The 23,199-nt window shown below is 62.2% G+C and carries 19 protein-coding genes; 11 read left to right on the forward strand and 8 right to left on the reverse strand.

Annotated features, from left to right (window positions below; translation table 11 throughout):
* Positions 1-34 precede the first annotated feature (34 nt).
* The 4 genes from ASD52_RS03440 to ASD52_RS03455 all read right to left on the reverse strand — a co-directional run bounded on the left by ASD52_RS03440 (position 35) and on the right by ASD52_RS03455 (position 4,469).
* Positions 35-928, reverse strand: coding sequence for an aldose 1-epimerase (locus tag ASD52_RS03440; RefSeq protein ID WP_063991799.1), 894 nt, complete (start codon positions 926-928; stop codon positions 35-37).
* Positions 929-935: 7 nt separating this feature from the next.
* Positions 936-1,886, reverse strand: a complete 951-nt coding sequence (gene araH / locus ASD52_RS03445) for an L-arabinose ABC transporter permease AraH (RefSeq protein ID WP_057223389.1) — start codon at positions 1,884-1,886, stop codon at positions 936-938.
* A gap of 2 nt (positions 1,887-1,888) precedes the next feature.
* Positions 1,889-3,415: an L-arabinose ABC transporter ATP-binding protein AraG gene (gene araG, locus ASD52_RS03450; RefSeq protein ID WP_057222850.1), complete on the reverse strand. Its 1,527-nt coding sequence runs from the start codon at positions 3,413-3,415 to the stop codon at positions 1,889-1,891.
* A gap of 70 nt (positions 3,416-3,485) precedes the next feature.
* Positions 3,486-4,469, reverse strand: a complete 984-nt coding sequence (locus ASD52_RS03455) for an arabinose ABC transporter substrate-binding protein (RefSeq protein ID WP_025429239.1) — start codon at positions 4,467-4,469, stop codon at positions 3,486-3,488.
* Between the two features lie 198 nt (positions 4,470-4,667).
* On the opposite strand from ASD52_RS03455, the gene ASD52_RS03460 reads away from it, so the two are divergent.
* The 6 genes from ASD52_RS03460 (at position 4,668) to ASD52_RS03485 (ending at position 11,219) form a co-directional block, all read left to right on the forward strand.
* Positions 4,668-5,429, forward strand: a complete 762-nt coding sequence (locus ASD52_RS03460; protein ID WP_025429238.1) for a FadR/GntR family transcriptional regulator — start codon at positions 4,668-4,670, stop codon at positions 5,427-5,429.
* Positions 5,430-5,500: 71 nt separating this feature from the next.
* Positions 5,501-6,649 (forward strand): galactonate dehydratase, encoded by a 1,149-nt coding sequence (gene dgoD, locus ASD52_RS03465; RefSeq protein ID WP_025429237.1) that lies wholly within the window; start codon positions 5,501-5,503, stop codon positions 6,647-6,649.
* A gap of 38 nt (positions 6,650-6,687) precedes the next feature.
* A complete protein-coding gene (locus ASD52_RS03470; protein WP_025429236.1) occupies positions 6,688-7,464 on the forward strand; it encodes an SDR family oxidoreductase in 777 nt (258 codons plus the stop codon).
* Positions 7,465-7,756: 292 nt separating this feature from the next.
* Complete coding sequence (locus ASD52_RS03475; protein ID WP_025429235.1) at positions 7,757-9,472, forward strand: IlvD/Edd family dehydratase; 1,716 nt, start codon at positions 7,757-7,759, stop codon at positions 9,470-9,472.
* A 12-nt stretch (positions 9,473-9,484) separates the two neighbouring features.
* Positions 9,485-10,393: a dihydrodipicolinate synthase family protein gene (locus ASD52_RS03480; protein ID WP_025429234.1), complete on the forward strand. Its 909-nt coding sequence runs from the start codon at positions 9,485-9,487 to the stop codon at positions 10,391-10,393.
* 115 nt (positions 10,394-10,508) lie between these two features.
* Positions 10,509-11,219 carry a FadR/GntR family transcriptional regulator gene (locus tag ASD52_RS03485; RefSeq protein ID WP_057209797.1) on the forward strand — a complete coding sequence of 237 codons (711 nt, stop codon included), beginning with the start codon at positions 10,509-10,511 and terminating at the stop codon, positions 11,217-11,219.
* 18 nt (positions 11,220-11,237) lie between these two features.
* Here ASD52_RS03485 and ASD52_RS03490 read toward each other — a convergent pair whose 3' ends face one another.
* The 4 genes from ASD52_RS03490 to ASD52_RS03505 all read right to left on the reverse strand — a co-directional run bounded on the left by ASD52_RS03490 (position 11,238) and on the right by ASD52_RS03505 (position 17,060).
* Positions 11,238-11,738: a hypothetical protein gene (locus tag ASD52_RS03490; RefSeq protein ID WP_025429232.1), complete on the reverse strand. Its 501-nt coding sequence runs from the start codon at positions 11,736-11,738 to the stop codon at positions 11,238-11,240.
* Positions 11,739-12,215: 477 nt separating this feature from the next.
* Entirely contained in the window at positions 12,216-13,136 is a 921-nt protein-coding gene (locus ASD52_RS03495; RefSeq protein WP_025429231.1) for a response regulator, read from the reverse strand.
* Complete coding sequence (locus ASD52_RS03500) at positions 13,129-16,515, reverse strand: ATP-binding protein (RefSeq protein WP_057222851.1); 3,387 nt, start codon at positions 16,513-16,515, stop codon at positions 13,129-13,131. Before ASD52_RS03500 ends, ASD52_RS03495 begins: the two co-directional genes overlap by 8 nt.
* A 113-nt stretch (positions 16,516-16,628) precedes the next feature.
* On the reverse strand, positions 16,629-17,060 hold the full coding sequence (locus ASD52_RS03505) for an OsmC family protein (protein WP_025429229.1): 432 nt from the start codon (positions 17,058-17,060) through the stop codon (positions 16,629-16,631).
* A 300-nt stretch (positions 17,061-17,360) separates the two neighbouring features.
* On the opposite strand from ASD52_RS03505, the gene urtA reads away from it, so the two are divergent.
* The 5 genes from urtA (at position 17,361) to urtE (ending at position 23,123) form a co-directional block, all read left to right on the forward strand.
* Positions 17,361-18,653: an urea ABC transporter substrate-binding protein gene (gene urtA / locus ASD52_RS03510; protein ID WP_025429228.1), complete on the forward strand. Its 1,293-nt coding sequence runs from the start codon at positions 17,361-17,363 to the stop codon at positions 18,651-18,653.
* A 187-nt stretch (positions 18,654-18,840) separates the two neighbouring features.
* Entirely contained in the window at positions 18,841-20,457 is a 1,617-nt protein-coding gene (gene urtB / locus ASD52_RS03515) for an urea ABC transporter permease subunit UrtB (RefSeq protein WP_057222852.1), read from the forward strand.
* On the forward strand, positions 20,454-21,617 hold the full coding sequence (urtC, locus tag ASD52_RS03520; protein ID WP_057222853.1) for an urea ABC transporter permease subunit UrtC: 1,164 nt from the start codon (positions 20,454-20,456) through the stop codon (positions 21,615-21,617). Before urtB ends, urtC begins: the two co-directional genes overlap by 4 nt.
* Before the next feature lie 5 nt (positions 21,618-21,622).
* Positions 21,623-22,387, forward strand: a complete 765-nt coding sequence (gene urtD, locus ASD52_RS03525) for an urea ABC transporter ATP-binding protein UrtD (RefSeq protein ID WP_057222854.1) — start codon at positions 21,623-21,625, stop codon at positions 22,385-22,387.
* A gap of 40 nt (positions 22,388-22,427) precedes the next feature.
* A complete protein-coding gene (gene urtE, locus ASD52_RS03530; protein WP_057222855.1) occupies positions 22,428-23,123 on the forward strand; it encodes an urea ABC transporter ATP-binding subunit UrtE in 696 nt (231 codons plus the stop codon).
* Positions 23,124-23,199 lie beyond the last annotated feature (76 nt).

Genomic DNA, 23,199 nt, shown 5'->3' on the forward strand with positions numbered 1-23,199 from the left:
GAAACTACGGTTCAGCTTTGCCCGCAACCTGTTCCTATTCAAGGTCTTTTAGGGATGAGATCGGGCGCGGGGAGAAGGTCAGCATACCGGTCAGGCTTTGCCCGTGTTCGACGATTGTCAGACCGCCGAGACCGGCAAGGTGATGGCCGTTCGGCAGGTGCGTCATCGGTTCGAAGCAAAAGAAGTCTGCGTCTGCAGGCGAATAGAGCATGAAATGACCGAAGACTGGCTGAGGGTCGATTTCAAGGTAGAGGTCGTGTTCCGGCCACTCGATCACGGCCTTGCCGTCCCATCCCTCATAGGCGTTGTTCAGCCATCGGCGTGGCAAGAGATTGCCCCGCTCGAACTCAAGAGTGTGCGGTATCGGCCCGGGTCGGTCGGGCAAGTGACCTTCTCTTTCCGTCCAGAACCGTTCGGCCTTCGCGATCAGCCGTGTGCCGGCGGTTTTTGGGAAGAAGGGATGGTGGCCGAGGCCGATGGGCAGAGCGAAGCCTGACCTGTTGGTGACGGAAAGCGTGACGGTCAGGCGGTCATCTTCAACAGTGAAACGCTGAACGGCTTCATAGGCATAGGGATTGGGGGCAACAGCCTCGTGCACATAGCGCAGGCATGCTTCGGTTTCGCTGTGCGAGACGACCTGCCATGCCGCCAGCCAACCGTCGCCATGCAGATAACAGGGGTCGCTGGCGTTGGGAGCTAGGACGAAGCAATTGCCTGAGAAGGTGAAGCTGTTCCCCTCCAACCGGTTGCCGAAGGGAACGAGCGGAAAGCTCGCCTCCTGACCGTGGTGCTGCGAGGCAAGCCCGCCGGTTGGCGTGGATCGGAAGATCGGCACGCCGCAATAGGAACCGGACAGGATCGAGCCGCCGAAGCGGCTCAATTCGATCAAAAGCTCTCCATTGCTAAGCGGCAGGACGTCCGAGGACATGCGGCTGCTAAACGCGTCGGCCAACGGCGGACGAGCGCAGGTTGTCGAGCAGAACGGCCAGCAGCAGGATGAAGCCGCGCACGACATACTGGTAGAAGGCCTGGATGTTGAGCAGGTTCATGACGTTTTCCGCAATGCCCATGATCAGCACGCCGACGATGACGCCGGTCATCGCCGCCCGTCCGCCGGCAAGCGAGACGCCGCCGAGTACGCAGGCGGAGATAACCGAAAGTTCGAGGCCGGTCGCCGCATTCGGCTGGCCCGAGGTAATGCGCGACGCCAGCAACACGCCGGCGACGGCGCAGACGAGACCCTGCAGCGCGAAGATCCAGATGCGCATGCGCGCGACGTCGACGCCGGCAAGGCGCGACGCTTCGGGATTGCCGCCGATTGCCAGAGTGTTCTTGCCGAAGACGGTGCGGTTCAGCAAAAAGCCGAAGGCAACGAAGAACAGGCCCATGACCCAGATCGGCGTCGGAACGCCGAGGAAGCGCGAAAGGGCCAGCTGGTAGAAGCTTGGATCGTTGATGCCGACGGCGCGGCCGTCCGATGCGATGAGCGCCAGGCCACGCACGATCTGCATGGTGGCAAGCGTCGTGATCAGCGCGTTGATGCGGAAACGGGCGATGACGACGCCGTTGACCGTTCCGACGAGACCGCCGCACACCAGGGCCGCGACCAGGCCGAGCAGGATCGAGCCGGTCGCATTTGAGGCCATGACCGCGACCATGCCGGAGAAGGCAACGGTCGAGCCCACCGAAAGGTCGAAGTCGCGCGAGGCAAGGCAGAACATCATGGTGCAGGCGACGATGCCGATGGTGACAACCGACTGCAGCAGGCCGAGCATGTTTCGCTCGGTCAGGAAGTTCGGGACCGTCAGCGAGACGACGAGAAATGCAAGCGCGAAGATGACGACGAGGCCCTGTTCGCCGAGAAGGAGTTTTTTCAAGGAGGTCATCGTCACCGTACCTGTGCGTGAGGAAGAGTGTTTAAGTTTTGAACGTCCGGCAGGGCGGCGGCGAGAATGCGCCGCTCGTCGAACTCGGCTCTGGGAATGTCGGCGGCGACGCGGCCCTCGCACATGATCATGATGCGGTCGGCGATGCCCATGACCTCAGGCAGTTCGCTGGAGATCACCACGATCGCCATGCCCTCGGCGGCGAGCTCGTAGAGAATTTCGTAGATTTCCGACTTTGCACCGACATCGATGCCGCGTGTCGGCTCGTCGATAACAAGCACCTTGACGCCCTCTTCGGACAGCCAGCGGCCGAGGATGACCTTTTGCTGATTTCCGCCCGACAGATTGATGATGTCCTGGCGGCGCGACGGCGTGCGCACGCGAAGCTTGGCGATGAATTTGTCGGCAAGCGCGCCTTCTTTCGCAGGGTTGATAAGGCCGAAGGGCGAGAAATGGCGACGTGAGGAGATCGTCATATTCTCTTCGATCGAGCGTCCCTGCACGATGCCATCGAACTTGCGGTCTTCCGGGCAGAGGACGATACCGGAACGGATGGAATGGGGTGGGCTGTCGGCCTGGATGGTGACGCCGTCGACCGATACCGAGCCGCCGTTTCGGACATCGGCGCCATAGACGAGGCGGGCCATTTCGCTGCGGCCGGCGCCGATCAGGCCGAAGAAGCCGAGGATCTCGCCGCGCCTGACGGAGAAGCTCAAGGGGTGGCGAAGTTTCGCTCCCGAAATGCTCTCGACGCGCAGCCGCTCTTCACCGAGGCTGCGCTCGCGCCAGCCCCAGATATTGGCGATCTCGCGGCCGACCATTTCCGAGATGATCTGGTCACGCGTCACCTTCGAGATTTCGGGATGATGGGCGGCGAGTTTCCCGTCGCGCAGCACCGTCAGGCTGTCGCAGAGGCGGAAGATCTCATCGAGGCGGTGGGAAACGTAGAGAATGACCGTGCCGTTGGCGCGCAGACGATCGATGAGGGTAAAGAGGATCTCGCTTTCTCGCGAGGACAGCGACGAGGTCGGCTCATCAAGCGCGATGACTCGCGCGTCGAGCATCACCGCCTTGGCGATTTCGACCATCTGCCGCTCGCCGATCGAAAGCGAGGCGACCTTGATGGCCGGATCGACATCGATGCCGATCTCGGCAAGCTTCTTTGAAACGACCCCGGTCAGCTGCTGGCGATCGATGACGCCAGCCTTGCCCGGAAAGCGCCCGAGCCAGAGGTTTTCGGCGACCGTCAGTTCCGGGACGAGCTGCAATTCCTGGTGGATGACGATGACGCCTGCATGAAAGGCGTCGCGCACCGAGCGGTAGTGCTGAGGCTCGCCGTCGATCAGGATTTCGCCGGTGTCGGCGGACTGGTCGCCGGAGAGAACGCGGATGAGCGTCGACTTGCCGGCGCCGTTTTCGCCCATCAGGCCGTGAACTGCGCCCTTTTTCACAGAGAAAGAGACGTTCGACAGCGCTTGAACGCCAGGGTAGCCCTTGGAGATGGATCGGAATTCGAGGAAGTCTTGCATCTGCGACGCTCCGGGAATGGGGCGCCCGGCGGTGTCGAACCGCCGGGCTCAAAGTCATCGAAGACGACGATTATTCGATGCCGAGGTCCTTGCGAACAGCTTCATAGTTATCGCGCAGCGCGATCTGGCCGGCCGTCAGCGTCAGCTTTTCCGGCTCCTTGCCGTTGGCGACCCACTCGTACATGTTGAGTGCGGTCTCATAGCCGTGGCGCTTCGGCGAGATGATCACGGTGCCGTAGAAGCCGGTTGCTGCGGGCTTCTTGAACTCGTTGATGGCCGAGTCCGCACCGCCGATGCCGACGCCGATCATGCTGTCGGGGGCAATGCCGACGGTTTCGGTGGCGCGCACGGCACCGAGGACCGCCTCGTCATTGAGGCCGACGGCGACCCACTTCTTGATGCCGGCATTCTTGTTGAGAACGACGGTTGAGGCGTTGAGTGCGGCTTCGGTATCGGTCTTGGCCTGCGGAGCGTCGAAGATGTTTGCTTCCGGGAAGCCGTTTGCCTTCAGCACTGACAGTGCGCCTTCGACACGGTCGACGGCCGTCGGCAACTGGTCGTAGGATACGCGGATCGCGCCGACGTCCTTCATGTCCCAGCCGCGCTTCTTGATCTCGTCGACGATCGACTGGCCGACGGCTTCGCCGATCTTGGTGGCCGAGATGCCCATATGCGGCACGTCTTCGATCGGGCTGCCGTCGGCGTTGACCAGGCGGTCGTCGACCGTGATCATTTTGAGATCGTTGGCGGCCGCCTTGGCGATGATGCCCGGGCCGAGTTTGACGTCAGGCGTGCAGATGATGAAACCCTGCGCGCCTTGTGCGCCGAGATTGTCGATCGCGGACTGAACCTTTTCGCCATCTTCCGCGCCGATCTTGACCAGCGTGAAGCCCTTTTCCTTGGCAGCGACGTCGGCGAACTTCCATTCGTCCTGGAACCACGGTTCCTCGGGCTGCTTGACGATGAAGCCGATCTTGACGTCGGCGGCGAAGGCCGAGGTTGCGGCGAATACGGCGACGGTGCCGGCCAAAATGGCGGCCTTGAAGAAGCGCATGATTTCTCTCCCTGGTGAACTGCCTCCTGCAGTTGCCATTTGTGTATGATGAATCATCATATCCGTCAATTGCCTTTGTATGATGAATGAGGTAGTGATGTATAATAATTGTCGAAACGCTCCTTGGATCCCTGTCGCGAGGGAAGGTGATCTGGGATAAAAGCGTCGGCAGATACGAAGGCATGGGTGGAGATGCAGATGGAAGGTCAGGAGCCGCAGGGCGCAGCGGAGATGCAGGTGCAGCGCCGGCCGCGCGTCCAGAAGAACGTGACGCGCACCATCGCTTCCGACATCTGCGCCGATATCTTTCCTGTCGGCTCCTATCTGCCGCGCGAAAACGATCTGTGCGAGCGTTATGGCGTCAGCCGGACCGTTATCCGGGAATCGCTGAAGATCCTCGAATCAAAGGGCATGGTGCGTGGCCGTTCGCGGGTCGGCACCGTCGTTTGCGGCAAGGACGAGTGGAACATTCTCGATGCCCAGGTGCTCGAATGGATCGGCGAACGCATCTTCGAATTCGACCTGTTGAATTGCATCCTGGAAGCGCGCCGGGCGATCGAGCCGGTTGCCGCCGAATTCGCCGCCGAGCGTGCGACGGTCCAGGAAATCGCCGATCTCGAGCGAGCCTGGCAGGCGATGCGTGACGGCGAGAGCGATATTGCCGGCTTCACCGACGCTGACGTGGCGTTCCACACCTGCCTGCTCAGGGCCAGCCATAATCAGGTCTTCCTGCAGCTTGTGGGCATCATCCAGGCGGCGCTCAAGTTTTCGCTGCATGCATCGAACGAAGCCGCCGAGCGGCGCGACGAAGCGATCGACGTCCATCGCGAACTGGTCGAAGCGCTGCGCATGCGCGACAAGTCAGCGGCGCGCGACTGCTCGATCCGCATGCTCGATCTTGCCGCGCGCGATCTGGCAACCGCAGTCAAGCAACACAGCCCTGCGAAACCCACCCTCTGAAATCCCGGTCGCGGTGAGCCCGGCAGGGCTCGGCCGTGACAAGCCATCCCCACCGAACTGGACCTCAACTCATGAAGATCACCAAGCTCACCACCTATATCGTTCCCCCGCGCTGGCTGTTTCTCAAGGTGGAGACCGACGAAGGTATCGTCGGCTGGGGGGAGCCTGTCGTAGAGGGACGGGCGCTGACGGTCGAGGCTGCGGTGCACGAGCTTGCCGACTATCTCGTCGGCAAGGACCCGTTCCTGATCGAGGATCATTGGAACGTAATGTATCGCGGCGGCTTCTACCGCGGTGGCGCCATTCACATGAGCGCGCTTGCCGGCATCGACCAGGCGCTTTGGGACATCAAGGGTAAGGCGCTGGGCCAGCCGGTGCACTCGCTGCTCGGCGGGCAGTGCCGCGACAAGATCAAGGTGTATTCCTGGATCGGCGGCGACCGCCCGAGCGATGTCGCCCGCAACGCCAAGGATGTGGTGGCGCGCGGTTTCAAGGCGATCAAGCTTAACGGTTGCGAGGAACTGCAGATCGTCGACACCAACGAGAAGATTGACAAGGCGGTGGAGACGATCGGCATCATCCGCGATGCGATCGGCCCGAATATCGGCATCGGCGTCGACTTTCACGGCCGGGTGCACCGGCCGATGGCCAAGGTGCTCGCCAAGGAACTCGAGCAGTTCAAGCTGATGTTCATCGAGGAGCCGGTGCTTTCGGAAAACCGCGAGGCGCTGAAGGAAATCGCCAACCATTGCTCTACGCCGATCGCGCTCGGTGAGCGGCTCTATTCGCGCTGGGACTTCAAGTCGGTGCTTGCGGACGGCTATGTCGACATCATCCAGCCCGATCTCTCCCATGCCGGCGGCATCACCGAATGCCGCAAGATCGCCGCCATGGCCGAGGCCTATGACGTGGCGCTGGCGCCGCATTGCCCGCTCGGGCCGATCGCGCTTGCCGCCTGCCTGCAGATCGATGCCGTCAGCTACAACGCCTTCATCCAGGAGCAGAGCCTCGGCATTCATTACAACGAGGCCAACGATATTCTCGACTATGTCTCGAACAAGGACGTCTTCCACTATGAGGACGGTTTTGTCTCGATCCCGCAGGGTCCGGGCCTCGGCGTCGAGGTCGACGAGGCCTATGTCATCGAGCGCGCCAAGGAGGGCCATCGCTGGCGCAATCCGATCTGGCGCCATGAGGACGGCAGCGTCGCCGAGTGGTGACGGTTGCGCGGGATCATCAGTCGAGGGAGGCAGAAAATATGAGCAAGCGGCTCGCTGGAAAACGCATTGTCATTACAGGGGCAGCCCAGGGCATTGGCCTTGCCATGGCCGAAGCGTTCCTGAAGGAAGGCGCCAGCCTCTTTCTGATCGATCGCGACGGGCCGCTGCTCGAAAAGGAGACGGCCCGGCTTGCGGCGGAAGGCGGCACGCTTGCCTCGACGACGGCAGATATCACCGATGCCGATGCGATTGCCGAGGCCATCCGCCAGGCCGAAAAGACGATCGGCAGGCCGAATGCGCTGGTCAACAATGCCGGCATCAATGTCTTTTCTGAGCCGCTAGCAACGACCGATGCCGACTGGCAGCGCTGCTTTGATGTCAATCTCAAGGGCGCCTGGAACTGTAGCCGCGCCGTTCTGCCCGGTATGATCGAGGCGGGCGGTGGGGTCATTCTCAACATCGCCTCGACACATGCCTTCACGATCATACCGCATACGTTTCCCTATCCCGTGGCGAAACATGCGCTTCTCGGCATGACCAAGTCGCTCGGCATCGAATATGCCTCCAGAGGCATCCGGGTGAATGCCCTTGCGCCTGGATACGTGCTGACCCAGAAGGCGGTCGAATACTGGAACAGCTTCCCGGACCCGGTCGCCGCCGAGGCGGAAACGATGAAGCTGCACCCCGGCGGCCGCATCGCCACGGCGGATGAAATCGCTCGCGCCGCACTCTTCCTGGTGTCGGACGAGTGCACCTTCATCAACGCCACCTGCCTGACCGTCGACGGTGGACTGAGCGTTTTGCATCATCCTTAAGCCAAGTCACGCCGCCATGCCCCGATAGCTGTCCGCCGTGCATCGCCGCGGTGGTGCGGCGCCTGCCGTTCGTGCGGCCAGGGGGCGGCACGCTTTGCCCCCCGTGACCGGTTTCGCCCGCGATCTCGAGACGTCATTTCATCTTCTGCGATGTGCCCGCCCACTCCCGCATAGGCTGGTGGGCACGGGCAATTGTGCGTGGTAGATGCTTGACCGCGAATAACTCCGATTATATGAGAAATAAAAATGCCCGTCGGCCAACACATGGCAGGGTACGTAGGGAGAGCTGAACGTGTCGAGAAAACTGAGATCGCAGCATTGGTTCGGGGGGCTCGATAAGGATGCCTTCATTCATCGCAGCTGGATGAAGAACAACGGCCTGCCGGATGACGCCTTTGACGGTCGCCCGGTGATCGGCATCTGCAATACCTTTTCCGAACTCACGCCGTGCAACGCTCATTTTCGCGGCCTGATCGAACATATCAAGGCGGGCGTGCTGGAGGCGGGCGGCCTGCCGCTGGAGTTTCCGGTCTTTTCCTGCGGCGAGTCCAACCTGCGTCCGACCGCCATGCTCTTTCGCAACCTTGCGTCCATGGATGTGGAGGAGGCAATCCGCGGCAACCCGATCGACGGTGTCGTGCTGATGGCCGGCTGCGACAAGACCACGCCATCCCTCGTCATGGGAGCGGCATCCTGCGATCTGCCGGCGATCGTCGTCTCAGGCGGACCTATGCTGAACGGGCGGCTCAAGGGCAGGACCATCGGCTCGGGCACCGATGTCTGGAAATTCTCCGAGGATGTGCGCGCCGGTGTCATGACGCCGGCCGAATTCATGGCGGCGGAAAGCGCCATGTCGCGTTCGCCTGGCCATTGCATGACAATGGGCACGGCTTCGACCATGGCGTCGATGGCAGAAGCATTGGGCTTGGCTCTGCCAGGCAACGCCGCCTATCCTGCCGTCGATGCACACCGCGCGCGCCTGGCGCGGCTTTCCGGCAGGCGGATCGTCGCGATGGTGGCCGAGGACTTGCGCCCGTCGCATATCCTGACGCGTGCCGCTTTCGCCAATGCCATCCGTGTCAACGGCGCTATCGGCGGCTCGACCAATGCCGTCGTTCATCTGCTAGCGATTGCCGGACGGGTGGGAACCGAACTGACGCTCGAAGATTGGGACCGATTTGGCCGGGATGTCCCGACGATCCTCAACCTCATGCCTTCAGGCACGTTCCTGATGGAGGATTTCTGTTACGCCGGCGGTCTTCCCGCCGTCATGAAGGAAATCGCCGATCTGCTCGATCTCGACAACCCGACGGTTACCGGCCAAAGCGTCGGCGCAAACATTGCGGATGCGGAGAATTACAATCCCGATGTCATCCTGCCGCGCGACGTGGCGTTGACGCAGCAGGGCGGGATTGCCGTCTTGAAGGGCAATCTGGCGCCGCAGGGGGCGATCCTAAAGCCCTCCGCCGCGACCCCGGCCCTGATGCAGCATCGCGGCCGCGCGGTCGTCTTCGAAACGATCGATCACTACAAGCAGCGTATCGACGATCCCGACCTCGCTATCGACGAGACATCGATCATGGTTCTGAAGAATTGCGGCCCCAAGGGCTATCCCGGGATGGCCGAGGTGGGCAACATGGCGCTGCCGCAAAAGCTGCTGAAGAAGGGCGTGCGCGACATGGTGCGCATCTCCGACGCTCGCATGTCGGGCACCGCCTTCGGCACTGTCGTTCTGCACGTCGCGCCGGAGGCTGCGGTCGGTGGTGCCTTGGCGCTGGTCAAGGACGGCGACTGGATTGAACTCGACGTGGCCGGGCGCCGGCTGCACCTCGATGTCGACGAGGCGGAGCTAGCGCGCCGGCGGGAGGAATGGACACCACCGGAAATCGCCATGCCCGGTGGCTACCAGGGCCTTTATGTCGAGCGCGTGATGCAGGCCGATCGCGGCGCCGATCTTGATTTCCTTGTCGGTTGTCGCGGGCACGCCGTGCCGCGCGAGAGCCATTGAGGAGGAGCGACGATGTCTCGGTTCGATCCTGCCGACCTGCATGGCATCCACGCCATCCTCTACGCGCTGTTTGATGACGACGAAAAGCTCGATCGCGAGGCGATGCGTCGGCAGACGGAAGTCTGTCTCGTTGCCGGCGTGCACGGCATGGCAGCGCTTGGCCTTGCGACCGAAGCCTCGAAGTTGAGCGAGGCCGAACGCATGGCCGTGATGGAATGGCTGGTCGAGGACACGGCCGGCCGCGTGCCCGTGGCGCTGACCATCTTCGGCCCGTCGGTCGAAGAGCAGGTGCGCCAGGCGCGCCATGCCGTTGGCGCCGGTGCTGACTGGTTGATCCTGCAGCCGCCGATCGTCGGCCAGTTCTCGGCCCAGGAATATATCCGTTTCTTTGGTCGCGTCGCCGATGCGATCGACGTGCCCGTCGCAATCCAGAATGCGCCAGCCTTCATGGGCAGAGGGCTGACGGCGACCGACATCGCCGAGCTGGTCCGCCAGCATCCAAACATTACCCTCATCAAGGGCGAGGGGCCGGTGGTCGATATCGCCACACTGATCGAGGTCACAGAGGGCCGCCTGCCCGTTTTCAACGGTCGCGCCGGTCTTGAACTCATCGATAACCTGCGTGCCGGATGCCGCGGCTTCATCCTTGCGCCCGATTGCATCGACCATGCGGTGAGGGCCTATGAATTCTATCGTGACGGCTGGGACGAGGAGGCGGAAGCCGCCTATCGCGATATCTTGCCGGCGGTGGTGTTCACCATGCAGGGGATCGAGAACCTGATGTGCTACGGCAAGCGTCTCTTCGGCGAACGTGCCGGCCTGCCCGTCTTCGATCGCGCGCCTGCGCTGCGCCCGACCGAGACAGGATTGGCAATGGTTCGGCGTTTTGCGGGCGAGCTTGGTCGTCTCGGCGAAGTGTAACCGCCTTCGCCCAGGCTCAACCTGGCTTGGCCGTGTTGGGGCGTGGCAACGGCTATGGTAGCAAGGGGTCGAATCGCGCCAGAATGCGCGCCGGGATTTCGGAAACGGACGGCTGATGACGACATTTACGATCGGTGACCGCGGGCTGCCCGCGCAGATCGCGGCGGAGATCGGCCGGCGCATCGCGCTTGGCGAACTTAAACCCGGCGACATCCTGCCCAAGGAATCCGAGATGCTGGGCAATCTGCGCGTTAGCCGGACGACTTTGCGCGAAGCGCTGAAGATCCTCTCGACCAAGGGGTTCATCGAGGCCAAGCCGCGCCTGGGCACCCGTGTCCGCGCACCGGAGCATTGGAACACGCTCGATCCGGTGGTGCTCTCCTGGCATGAGGGGGCGGAGGATCAGCAGCAACTGGCTGAAGAACTGTTTGAAATCCGCCTGGCGATAGAGCCGATGGCAGCGGGCCTTGCTGCCCGCCGAGGATCGGCGGACGAACTCGTGCGCATCCGCGCGGCCTATTCCCGGATGACCGAAGACCACGCGACGGTTTCCGCCGCCATCGAAGCCGACATCGAATTCCATCTGGAAATCATCCAGGCGGCGCGCAATCGCTTTCTCTTGCCTGTCTCGTCGGTGATCCGCACCGCACTGACGATCAGCATTCCCCGGACACTCAGGACGTTTGGCGGATTGCAGCACTCGTTGAAGATGCACGAAGCGATCGTCGACGCCATTGAAGCGCGCGATCCGATGGCGGCGTCCACCGCGGCGGAATCACTGTTGAGCGCTACATATCAGCGCAATTTTCAGGCCGGAAAACGATAGGCGCGCGCTGAAAAGGCGTCACTTGCGGCGCAGGTTGATCTCGCTGGTGACGACCTTGTCGCCGGATGCGGGGTCGACGTCGACGGTGGTCAGCCGCATGCCGTTGGCGCCGACCTTCTGTAGCGTCAGGTTGGCGCTGCGGTCGCCGTTGACTTCCTTTGCCCAGCGAATGGTGAGATTGATGGCGTCGCCGCGACGGCTGCCGCTCAGGCCCGCCCGTCCGCCGCGCGGACCCAGGTAGGATCCGCTGTATTTCGTGCCACTGAACTTCAGTTGGGCATCAATCGATTTTGAAATCAGGATCAATCCGCGACAGACGCCTTCCATTGAGAGTGCCAACCCTTGGGATTGGGAATCGAAGTTGCAGGAAACATTGACGGGCGACATATAGGTGCGGATTCTGACCGTCCCTCCGCCCGTCCAACTGCCCTGCAGCGACTTCAGGAATGCACCTTCATCCGCTTGAGCAACACCGGCCAGGGACGTGGTCGCGGCGGCAAGTACAAGCCATCGCAGCATGTCGCAACCCTCCGTTCAGAAACCGCCATGGTACACCAGCAAAGGCCAAGGTCACCAGCGGCAACGTGTGCGGCGGCCGGATGTTCCGCACGCGACGCTCGGTCAGGCGTGGCCGGCTGCACTGTTCCAATACCTATGCCGGAGCGTTGCTTGTGCAAGAGTGGGTGGAGGCTTTAGGCCGATATTGTGTTTATAGCGGCGGAATTTGTCCTACTTCGATTGATCTATACGCCCGAAAAGCGCGCTGGCGGCAGATCGCTCTGGCGATCATAGGCGCGCTACGTGTTCGCGCGCGGCGTGCGTTTGCTGAACAGGTTCTTCAGCCTAGCTAGAGCACTCGGCGGCAACGCCGGAAGCAAGGCGATCCCCATCACTCTTTCGCTCTCCGGATTCTCGGACGCCCTTCTCGGGCCCAGGGAAATGCGAAGAAGGCTAGCAGCGATTGAGTGAGGTACGGTGCGGCCGGAACGCTGTTGCTTATATCCCGTGCAGGACCTGTGTCGCCTTGACCGCCGCCGAGGCACGGTTTTCGACGCCGAGCTTCACATAGATCTGTTCGAGATGCTTGGTGACGGTGCGTGAACTCAGTCCGAGAATCTCGCCGATATCGCGGTTCGATTTCCCCTTGGCGATCCAGAGCAGCACTTCGGATTCGCGCTGGGTCAGCGAGAAGTGCTGCCGCAGCATCTCGTCGTCGCTGCGCCTGCTCTCGGCCGTCAGGCGGAAGAGATATTCGTTGGCGCCGATCGCGCCGAGGAAAGAGATCTGCAGTCCCGCTTGACCGGGCTCTTCGAGGGTAAAGCTGTTCTCCCGCTTGCCGCCTGTCTCGGTTTTTTCCATCCAGGCGGCGATGCGCCGAGCGATCGTCGCAAGGCCCTCGTCGCTGCCGGTTGCGGCGTTGACGAGGCGGTTGGCCTGCGGTGTCGACCAGCGAACACTGCCGTCAGAGCGAACGGCAAGCAGATGGCGCCCGGCGGCGTCTAGCGCAACGCGGGCGCTTTGCGCCGAGCGGGCATTGGAGAGATGAACACGGATGCGGGCCCTGAGCTCATCGATGTTGATCGGTTTCGTCAGGTAGTCGACGCCACCGGCTTCGAGGGCGTGCACCACATGCTCGGTTTCCGTCAGCCCGGTCATGAATAGCACCGGTGTCTGGCCGACGGAGGCGTTGGCCTTCAGTCTCAGGCAGGTTTCAAACCCGTCCATACCGGGCATGACAGCGTCCAGCAGAATGACATCGGGCGTAATCCGGTCGGCAATCGAAAGTGCGGCACTGCCCGAGGTGGCGATCAGTACAGAAAAGCCCGACTGCTCCAGCGCCTCGGTCAGAAAGCCGAGGGCCTCCGGGGAATCGTCCACCAGCAGTACGATGTCGCGACGATCGTAAGTCTCAACCACGGGTGACAGCTCCATTCGCCGCTTTTTTCTTCAGGAAGGCGTCATAGCCCGTGAGGTCGAAGGCCTGGACATAGGCGCGAGCAGCATCGACGAAGAGCCGATGTTCGGGCTCCAGCGCGATCTCCGTCAGCTTGGCCTCGATGCCTCTGACGTAGCCGATCTCGCCAAGCCGGATCAATTCCTCGACATGGTGCTCGTCGGGCAACGTCATCGCATCGGCATTTGCCGCTCTCGGCTTCTCGGACGCTTCGCCCTCATGGATCCAGGTGAGGCCAAGTTGAACGGCAAGCTTGTCCGCGAGTTGGCCGACGCCGAAGGGCTTGGCGAGTGTGTCGTTGTGGCCGACAAAGGCGCCGGTGGTCGAGCCGTCGCCGATGTTGGCCGACAGCATGATGATCGGCGCCGTCTGGCCGTTGCGGCGCAATTTGTCGACGAGTTCCCAGCCGTTCATACCAGGCATGGAGATATCGACGAGGAAGATGTCCGGCGCCAGCGCCTCGACCATCGCGAGGCATTGCCCGCCACTTTCGGCGGCAAGCACCGTAAAGTCCATCGGCTGCAGGATTTCGCGCATCAGTTCGCGGTGATCGGCATTGTCGTCGACAATCATGATTGTGCGCCGCGGGCCGAGATAGGAAGTGATCCGGCGCACCGCTATCAGCGGCGCCGGCCGATCGACGGCGGAGAGCATCAGCCGGACCCTGAAGGTCGTGCCACTGTTCGGTTCGCTGGTGACGGCTATCTCGCCGCCCAGCGTCTGCGTCAGCAATCGGGTTATGGTCAAGCCGAGACCGAGACCCGGCATGCTGCCGAGATGTTCCGCCTCGCCGCGCTGGAATGGGTCGAAAATGCGCGGCAGATCCTTCTCGGCAATACCACGGCCGCTGTCGGCAATCGTAAACGTCGCAACCTGACTGCGATAATCGATATCGAAGCGGATCTCGCCGCGCTCGGTGAACTTCAGGGCGTTGGAGAGCAGGTTGACGAGGATCTGGCGCAGCCGCTTTTCATCTGTCTTGACGTAGCGCGGCAAGGCGGGCGCGCGTCGATGTTCGAAGGCGATCCCCTTCGCCTGTGCTTGCGGGCGGAACATCTCGACGACCTGATCGAGGAAATCATGGATGTTGGTCTCGTTGGAATAGACCTGCAGCTTGCCGGCCTCGATCTTCGAGATGTCGAGAAGTCCGTCGATGAGGCCGGAGAGATGATCGGCGCTGCGCTTGATCACCTTGATCGCGCCCTGTCGGGCCGGTGGGATCGTTTCATCGCGCTCAAGCACCTGTGCGTAGCCGAGTACGGCGTTGAGCGGTGTGCGCAGCTCATGGCTGAGGCCGACAACGTAGCGGCTCTTGGCGCGGTTGGCCGCCTCGGCGGTCTCCTTTGCCTGCTGCAGGGCGGCATCGGTCTTCTTGTGTGCGGCGATTTCCTTCAGCAGCAGCGTGTTCTGCCGTGACGATTCTTCTTCGGCGACGACGCGGCTGTCGTGGGCGAGCACATAGAACCAGCAGACGATGCCGGCGAGCACGGCAAAGACGAAGAAGACGACGGCAATGGTGCGCTCGACCACTGTTGCCGTCTCGGGCGAAGCGTTGCCGGTCTGGTGCGCGATCATCGCCAGGATCAGGCCGATGCCTGCGATCGAGAGCACCGCCGAAATGGCGTAGCGCCCGAGCCGCGTCGTGAGCTTCGCCGTTACCTCTTCGGGTAGAAGCGCGTTCGCGACCGTTGCCACCTGCGCATTGAAGCGTGCCTTCGGCTTGCACATGTCATGGCAGCGGCTGTCGAGAGAACAGCAGAGCGAACAGATGGGCGCCGCGTAGGCCGGGCACCAAGCCATATCCTCCGGCTCGAAGGGATGTTCGCAGATCGAGCAGGTGATCTCGCTCTCGCTTGCCCAGCTTTTACGCGGCTTGCGGGCGAGGTAATATCTGCCGCCGGTCGCCCAGGCGATCAGAGGCGAGGCGATGAAGGCGATAACAAGGGCAATATAGGGCGCGAGCGATGCGGCGATGGCGCCAAAGGCGCCGAAATGTGCCGTCAGTGCGATCGTCGCCGAAAGCGCCATGGCGCCGAGGCCGACCGGGTTGATGTCGTAGAGATGCGCGCGCTTGAACTCGATGCCAGGCGGCGAGAGGCCGAGTGGCTTGTTGACGAAGAGATCGGCCGAAATGGTGCAAAGCCAGGCCATGGCGACGATCGAGAAGACGCCGAGCGTTTCCTCAAGGAGCTTGTAGATGCCGAGTTCCATCAGAAGCAGCGCGATCGCCACGTTGAACACCAGCCAGACGACGCGGCCGGGATGGCTGTGGGTGAGGCGTGAGAAGAAGTTGGACCAGGCAAGTGACCCGGCATAGGCGTTCATGACGTTGATCTTCAACTGCGAAACGACCACGAAGGCGACCATCAAGAGGAGGGCGGCGGTCTCAGACGGGATCATGTAGCCGAAGGCGGTGTAGTACATCTGCGCCGGGTCCGCCGCCCGCGTCGACGGAACGCCGGAGGAAAGCGCCAGCACGACAAGGAACGAACCGGCCAGAAGCTTCGGTGCCCCGACGAGCACCCAGCCGGAGCCGGCCAGGAAGATGGCGACGCGGTGATGCAGCTTGCGCTGGCCGTCGGGCGGCAGGAAGCGCAGGAAGTCGACTTGCTCGCCGATCTGCGCCATCAGCGCAAAGATCACCGCCGAGGCGGCGCCAAACTCGATGAGGTCGAAGGGCGCGAGCGTGCCCGGTGGACCGGATGCATGATGCATGCCGGCATAGGCAAGCCAGGTGGCGACCTTCTCCCAGTCCGCAAAGGCGATGAAGATAAAGGGCAGGATATTGAGCACGATCCAGAAAGGCTGGGTGATCAGCTGGAACTTGCTGATGAGCCGCACCCCATGGGTGACGAGCGGAATGACGACGACCGCGCTGACGATGTAGCCGACCCAAAGCGGTATGCCGAGCGCCAGCTCGAGCGCACCCGACATGATCGAGGCCTCGATCGCAAAGAGGATGAAGGTGAAGCTCGCATAAATCAGCGAGGTGAGGGTCGAGCCGATGTAGCCGAAGCTGGCGCCGCGGGTCAGAAGGTCGATGTCGACGCCGTGGCGGATCGCGTAACGGCTGATCGGCAGGCCGACCGTCAGGATCATCAGGCTGGCGATCAGGATGGCGACGATGGCGTTGGTCGTGCCGTAGGACATGGTGATCGCGCCACCGATCGCCTCCAGCGCCAGGAACGAGATCGCCCCGATCGCCGTCTGAGAGATGCGCTCGGAGGAAAAGCGCCGCGCACTCTTGGCGGTGAAGCGCAGCGCATAGTCTTCAAGCGTCTGGTCGGCGACCCAGCGATTGTATTCGCGTCGAACGGGAATGATGCGCTGGCGTGCCGCCATGTTGCCTCGTCATCTCCAGCATTGCCGACACATATGTGCCTATTTTCACGGCACGCACATTCCGTGCGTGAAATTTATGCAATGCGGAGATGGCGAAAGCAAGTGTGAAAGGATCATCCGCTCACAGCTGATGTGTCGACGACGACAAAATCATGGGTAATCCTCGCGGACTTGGCGAGCATGGCTGACGCCGAGCAGTATTTTTCAAGCGAGAGGGCGACCGCGCGCTCGACCTTCTTTTCCGAGAGGCCACGCCCCTTCACCACGAAGTGCATATGGATGCGGGTAAAGACGCGCGGGTCTTCTTCGGCGCGGTCGGCGTCGAGCTCCACGGAGCAATCTTCGACCGGCTCGCGACCCTTTTCGAGGATATGAACGACGTCGTAGGCCGAGCAACCGCCGGCTCCGATCAACATCAGCTCCATCGGGCTTGGGCCCGGCGTCCGCCCTTCCGGACCGGATGCCGTTCCGAGGACGATCTTGTGACCGCTTCCGGACTCGCCGACGAATGTCCGCTCTTCAACCCACTTGATACGTGCTTTCATGATCTCTCACCTGTGTTGAGCTGCTGTTGATGGCCAGTCGGCCTTCGATGTTTCAATAGCCGGAAAAGCCATCCTGCGGCCAGACTGGCACGTTGATTTCAACGTCATGGCCTTTGCACAATTCCTGCACCGCGGCGTGAACTCCGGATCGCCCATATCGCGGCAGCTTCCTCTTTGCCCCCTCGACCTACGTAGAATGACGTATGTGCAGTGCAGCACGACTGGCGGATGATCCCTCAAGCAACGGTCAAAAGGTACGAAGCCTCGTTGCGGCGATCAGAACGAGAGGGGTTCAATCAGATGAATATCAAGGCACGCGTCACCGGCGCTTTCCTGGCAACGATCCTGTCGACGACGGCATTCAACGGCGCCTTTGCGGCCGACGACACGATCAAGGTCGGCATTCTGCATTCGCTGTCGGGAACGATGGCGATCTCCGAGACGACGCTGAAGGACGCCATGCTCATGCTCATCGACGAGCAGAACAAGAAGGGCGGCCTGCTCGGCAAGAAGTTGGAAGCGGTCGTCGTCGACCCGGCGTCAGACTGGCCGCTCTTTGCCGAAAAGGCGCGCGAACTCGTTTCCGTCGACAAGGTTTCGGCCGTGTTCGGCTGCTGGACGTCAGTCTCGCGCAAATCCGTCCTGCCGGTTTTCGAGGAGCTTAATTCGATCCTCTTCTACCCGGTGCAGTACGAGGGTGAGGAAAGCCAGCGCAACGTCTTTTACACCGGCGCCGCGCCGAACCAGCAGGCCGTTCCGGCGGTCGACTATCTGATGGAAAACGAAAGCGTTGAGCGCTGGGTTCTAGCGGGCACCGACTACGTCTATCCGCGCACGACCAACAAGATCCTCGAGGCCTATCTCATTTCCAAGGGCGTGAAGCCCGAGGACATCATGATCAACTACACGCCGTTCGGTCATTCCGACTGGCAGACGATCGTGTCCGATATCAAGAAATTCGGTTCTGCCGGCAAGAAGACGGCGGTCGTCTCGACGATCAACGGCGACGCAAACGTGCCGTTCTACAAGGAACTGGCGAACCAGGGCGTGAAGGCCGAGGATATCCCGGTTGTCGCCTTCTCCGTTGGCGAAGAGGAACTCGCCGGCCTCGATACGGCCCCGCTCGTCGGCCATCTCGCCGCCTGGAACTACTTCCAGTCGGTCGACACGCCTGCCAATGCCGAGTTCATCAAGACCTGGAAGGGCTACACCAAGAACGACAAACGCGTCACCAACGACCCGATGGAAGCCCACTATATCGGCTTCAACATGTGGTTGAAGGCGGTCGAGAAGGCCGGAACGACCGACACCGACGCAGTGCTTGACGCCATGATCGGCGTATCCGTGCCCAATCTCTCCGGCGGCTATTCGACGATGATGCCGAACCACCACATCACCAAACCGGTGCTGATCGGTGAAATCCAGAGCGACGGCCAGTTCGAGACGGTTTGGGAAACGCCCGGTCTCGTGGTTGGTGACGAATGGTCCGATTACCTGCCTGACTCCAAGGACCTGATCGCCGATTGGCGCGCGCCGATGTCCTGCGGCAACTTCAACGTCGCCACGGGCAAGTGCGGCGGCAAGGGCTCCTGATTTCATCACCAAACGATAGTTTCCGGGTCGTGGCCAACGCCTCGCTCCCCTTTGAATGACGAAATCATAGGCAGGCATACCCTTCGCCCAATGCTCCCGTTGGGCGAAGGGATCTCGAAATTCCATGCCGCGGTGGCCGCGCCTGCCTGGCGCTGCCACAGACGAGCGAGACCCAAGCGAGAGGGCGATGTATCGCATTCTGCAAACCCTGTTGGTCACCCTTTGCCTGCTGGTTTCAGCCCATGTCACGGGCTCGCGCGCCGCGGACGATCTCGGCGCGCTCGTCAGTGCGCTCGGAACGGCCAAGCTGGCCGAGCTCGATGATCGCATTGCCGCGCTTGCCAAGAGCGGCGATCCACGTGTCATCCCGGTTCTCGAGGCGCTTGGGGAGGGCAATCTCTATGCGCGAAAGACCGACGGCGGGGTCTTCCTCACGACGGAGAAGGGCGCGAGTCTTGTTCTAGTCAATCCGCTTGATGGCTCTGATGTCGGCGAAGTGCCGAAGGGCGAGCTGCAGAAAATCAAGGTCAACAACGCCGTCCGGCGCGCCGTTCGAGGCGCGCTCGGTGGACTGACGCTTTTCAGCGCCGATACGGGCGCAAGGTTGAAGGCGGCGCAATCCATGCGGCAGACGCCGAATGCCGACGCGCTCGAGGCGATCGAGACGGCACTCGCCGCGGAAAAGGACGCAACGGTGCGCAAGGCGCTCGACGAGGCGCGCGCGGTGACGCTTCTGGTTTCCGACCGTTCCGACGACGACAAGCGTGCGGCGATCAAGACGCTGGCAGAAGGCGGTGGCCGCGAGGCACTTGGCGCGCTGACCTCAGCGCGCTCATCGGCGGATGCCAGCCTGAAACCGGATATCGAGGCCGCGCTGCAGCGCATCGAACAGGCGCAAGCATTCTGGAACGCCGGCCAGAACGTCTGGTACGGGTTGTCGCTCGGTTCGGTGCTGCTGCTCGCGGCAATCGGTCTTGCCATTACCTTCGGCGTGATGGGCATCATCAACATGGCGCATGGCGAGATGGTCATGCTCGGCGCCTATACGACATTCCTGGTCCAGGACGTCATTCGCACCTCCTATCCCGCTCTCTTCGACTGGTCGCTGGCGATCGCCCTGCCGCTCGCCTTTCTCGTCACCGGGATCATCGGCCTTGCCATCGAGCGCAGCGTCATCCGCTTTCTCTATGGTCGGCCGCTCGAAACGCTGCTGGCCACCTGGGGCATCTCGCTGATCCTGCAGCAAGCGGTTCGCTCGATCTTCGGGCCGACCAATCGCGAAGTCGGCAATCCCTCCTGGATGGCCGGCGCCTTTGATCTCGGCGGCTTGACGATTACCTGGAACCGGCTCTGGATCATCGTCTTTGCGCTCGCCGTCTTTGCAGCCCTTCTGTTCCTGCTGAAGCGAACGTCGATGGGGCTGAGGATGCGGGCCGTGACGCAGAACCGCCGCATGGCGTCGTCCATGGGCATCCGCACGCCCCTGGTCGACGCTCTGACCTTTGCTCTCGGGTCCGGCATCGCCGGCATGGCCGGCGTGGCGCTGTCGCAGATCGACAATGTCTCGCCCAATCTCGGCCAGGGCTACATCATCGACAGCTTCATGGTCGTCGTCTTCGGCGGTGTCGGCAATCTCTGGGGAACGCTCGTCGGCGCCTTCTCGCTCGGCATCCTCAACAAGTTCCTCGAGCCCTATGCGGGCGCCGTTCTCGGTAAGATCCTCGTTCTGGTGCTCATCATCCTCTTCATCCAGAAGAAGCCGCGCGGCCTCTTCGCACTCAAGGGAAGGGCGGTGGAGGCATGATCACCTCGTTTCTGCTCAAGTCGCTCGATCGCAGCATCGTCACGGTTGTGGCGCTACTGCTGGCTCTTGCCATCGCCATTCCCGCCCTCAACCTGCTGACGGCGCCGGATCACCCGCTGCACGTGCCGACCTATCTGGTCTCGCTGTTCGGCAAATATCTGACCTACGCGCTTCTGGCGCTGGCGCTCGATCTCGTATGGGGTTTCTGCGGCATCCTCTCGCTCGGTCACGCCGCGTTCTTCGCGCTCGGCGGCTATGCCATGGGCATGTACCTGATGCGCCAGATCGGCGCGCGCGGCTCCTATGGCAATCCTTTGCTGCCGGATTTTATGGTGTTTCTCAACTGGAAGGAGCTGCCCTGGTTCTGGCAGGGCTTCGACATGTTCTGGTTCGCGGCACTGATGGTGGTGGTGGTGCCCGGACTGCTTGCCTTCGTCTTCGGCTGGTTCGCCTTCCGCTCGCGGGTCAACGGCGTCTATCTGTCGATCATCACCCAGGCGATGACCTATGCGCTGCTGCTTGCCTTCTTCCGCAACGACATGGGTTTCGGCGGCAACAACGGCCTCACCGACTTCAAGGATATCCTCGGCTTCAACATCCAGGCTGACGGTACACGCGCCGCACTTTTTGCCGCATCCGCCCTGATGCTTGCCCTATGCCTGGTGCTGACGGCGGCGATCGTCCGCTCGAAATACGGCAAGGTGCTGGTCGCCGTGCGGGATGCGGAAAGCCGCACGCGCTTTCTCGGTTATCGCGTCGAACACATCAAGCTCTTCGCCTTCACCGTCTCGGCGATGATGGCGGGCATTGCCGGCGCGCTTTACGTGCCGCAGGTCGGCATCATCAATCCCGGCGAGTTCGAGCCCGGTAACTCCATCGAGGTGGTCATCTGGACCGCGGTCGGCGGACGCGGGACGCTGATCGGCCCGATCGTCGGCGCGATCCTGGTCAATGGCGGCAAGAGCATCTTCACCGCAGCCTTTCCGGAGTTCTGGCTGTTTGCGCTTGGCGGGCTGTTCGTCCTGGTCACGCTGTTCCTGCCAAAAGGCGTGGTTGGGACCGCGAGCGCTTATCTTACCCGCCGCAAGGCTCACCGCCGCGCGGCAGATGCCGAGAGCGCGCGCGACAACCTTGTCGCTGAACCGATGGCAGCGGAGTGATTGGCATGAACCAGACGATCAGCCAGACGAAACCGAAAAGCCTGCTCTATCTCGATGGCGTCTCGGTCTCCTTCGACGGGTTCAAGGCGCTCAATTCGCTCTCCTTCGTCATCGAGCCGGGCGAGCTTCGCGCCATCATCGGCCCGAACGGCGCCGGCAAGACGACGATGATGGACATCATCACCGGCAAGACCCGCCCGGACGAGGGGCAGGTGTTCTTCAAGGGCGATATCGACCTGACCAAACGCGATGAAGCCGAAATCGCCAGCCTTGGTATCGGCCGCAAGTTCCAGAAACCGACGGTCTTTGAAAGCCACACCATCTGGGACAATCTGGAACTGGCGCTCAATCGCAGCCGCGGCGTCTTCCCGACGCTGTTCTACCGATTGACGGCGGACGACAAGGCGCGGATAGAGGAGATCCTTACGACCGTCCGGCTCAGCGCCCGGCGCGACGATCTTGCCGCCAACCTGTCGCATGGCCAGAAGCAATGGCTGGAGATCGGCATGCTGCTGGCGCAGGAGCCGGAACTGCTGCTGGTCGACGAGCCTGTGGCCGGGATGACCGACGCGGAGACGACCGAAACGGCAATCCTGCTCAAGGAGATCGCCAGGACACGCTCGGTCGTCGTCGTCGAGCACGACATGGGCTTCATCCGCGAGCTCGGCGTCAAGGTGACGTGTCTGGCCGAAGGCTCGGTGCTGGCCGAAGGCTCGATCGATTTCGTCAGCAGCGATCCGAAGGTGATCGAAAACTATCTCGGCCGCTGACACCGGTCGCTTGCCAACCGCCCAAGGAAAGGACGCCTTCATGCTGAGCGTCGAAAACGTCAATCTCCACTATGGCGCCGCCCAGGCGCTGCGCAACGTCTCGATCGGTGCCGAGATGGGCAAGATCACTTGCGTGCTTGGCCGCAACGGCGTCGGCAAGTCGAGCCTGCTTCGCGCCATCACCGGGCAGCATCCGGTCAGTGCCGGGGCGATCGCCTTCAATGGCGTGGCGCTCGGCGGCATGGCGCCCTATCGCCGCGCCAAGGAGGGCATCGGCTATGTGCCGCAGGGGCGCGAGATCTTTTCGCTGCTGACCGTCAAGGAAAACCTCGAAACCGGTTATGCGCCGGTCAGGCGCGCCGATCGCTCTATACCGGAAGATGTCTTCAACCTGTTTCCCGTGCTTCGCTCGATGCTCGGGAGGCGCGGAGGGGATCTCTCCGGTGGCCAACAGCAGCAACTGGCGATCGGCCGGGCGCTCGTCACCCGTCCGCGCATTCTGGTGCTCGACGAGCCGACCGAGGGGATCCAGCCCTCGATCATCAAGGATATCGGCCGGGCGATCCGCTATCTCCGCGATTCGACCGGCATGGCAATCCTGTTGGTCGAGCAATATCTCGATTTCTGCCGCGAGCTCGCGGACCACGTCTACATCATGGATCGCGGTGCCGTGGTGCATGAGGGGCCGCCGGAGACGCTGGACACAGTCGAGGCGCGGCGTCATCTCACGGTCTGAAGCGGAACGGTCTCGTCACCATAATCGATGACACGGCGGGCCCGGAATTTTGCCGGCGGCAATCACCAGCGAAGAG

Source organism: Ensifer sp. Root142, from assembly GCF_001426785.1.
Classification (GTDB): domain Bacteria; phylum Pseudomonadota; class Alphaproteobacteria; order Rhizobiales; family Rhizobiaceae; genus Ensifer; species Ensifer canadensis.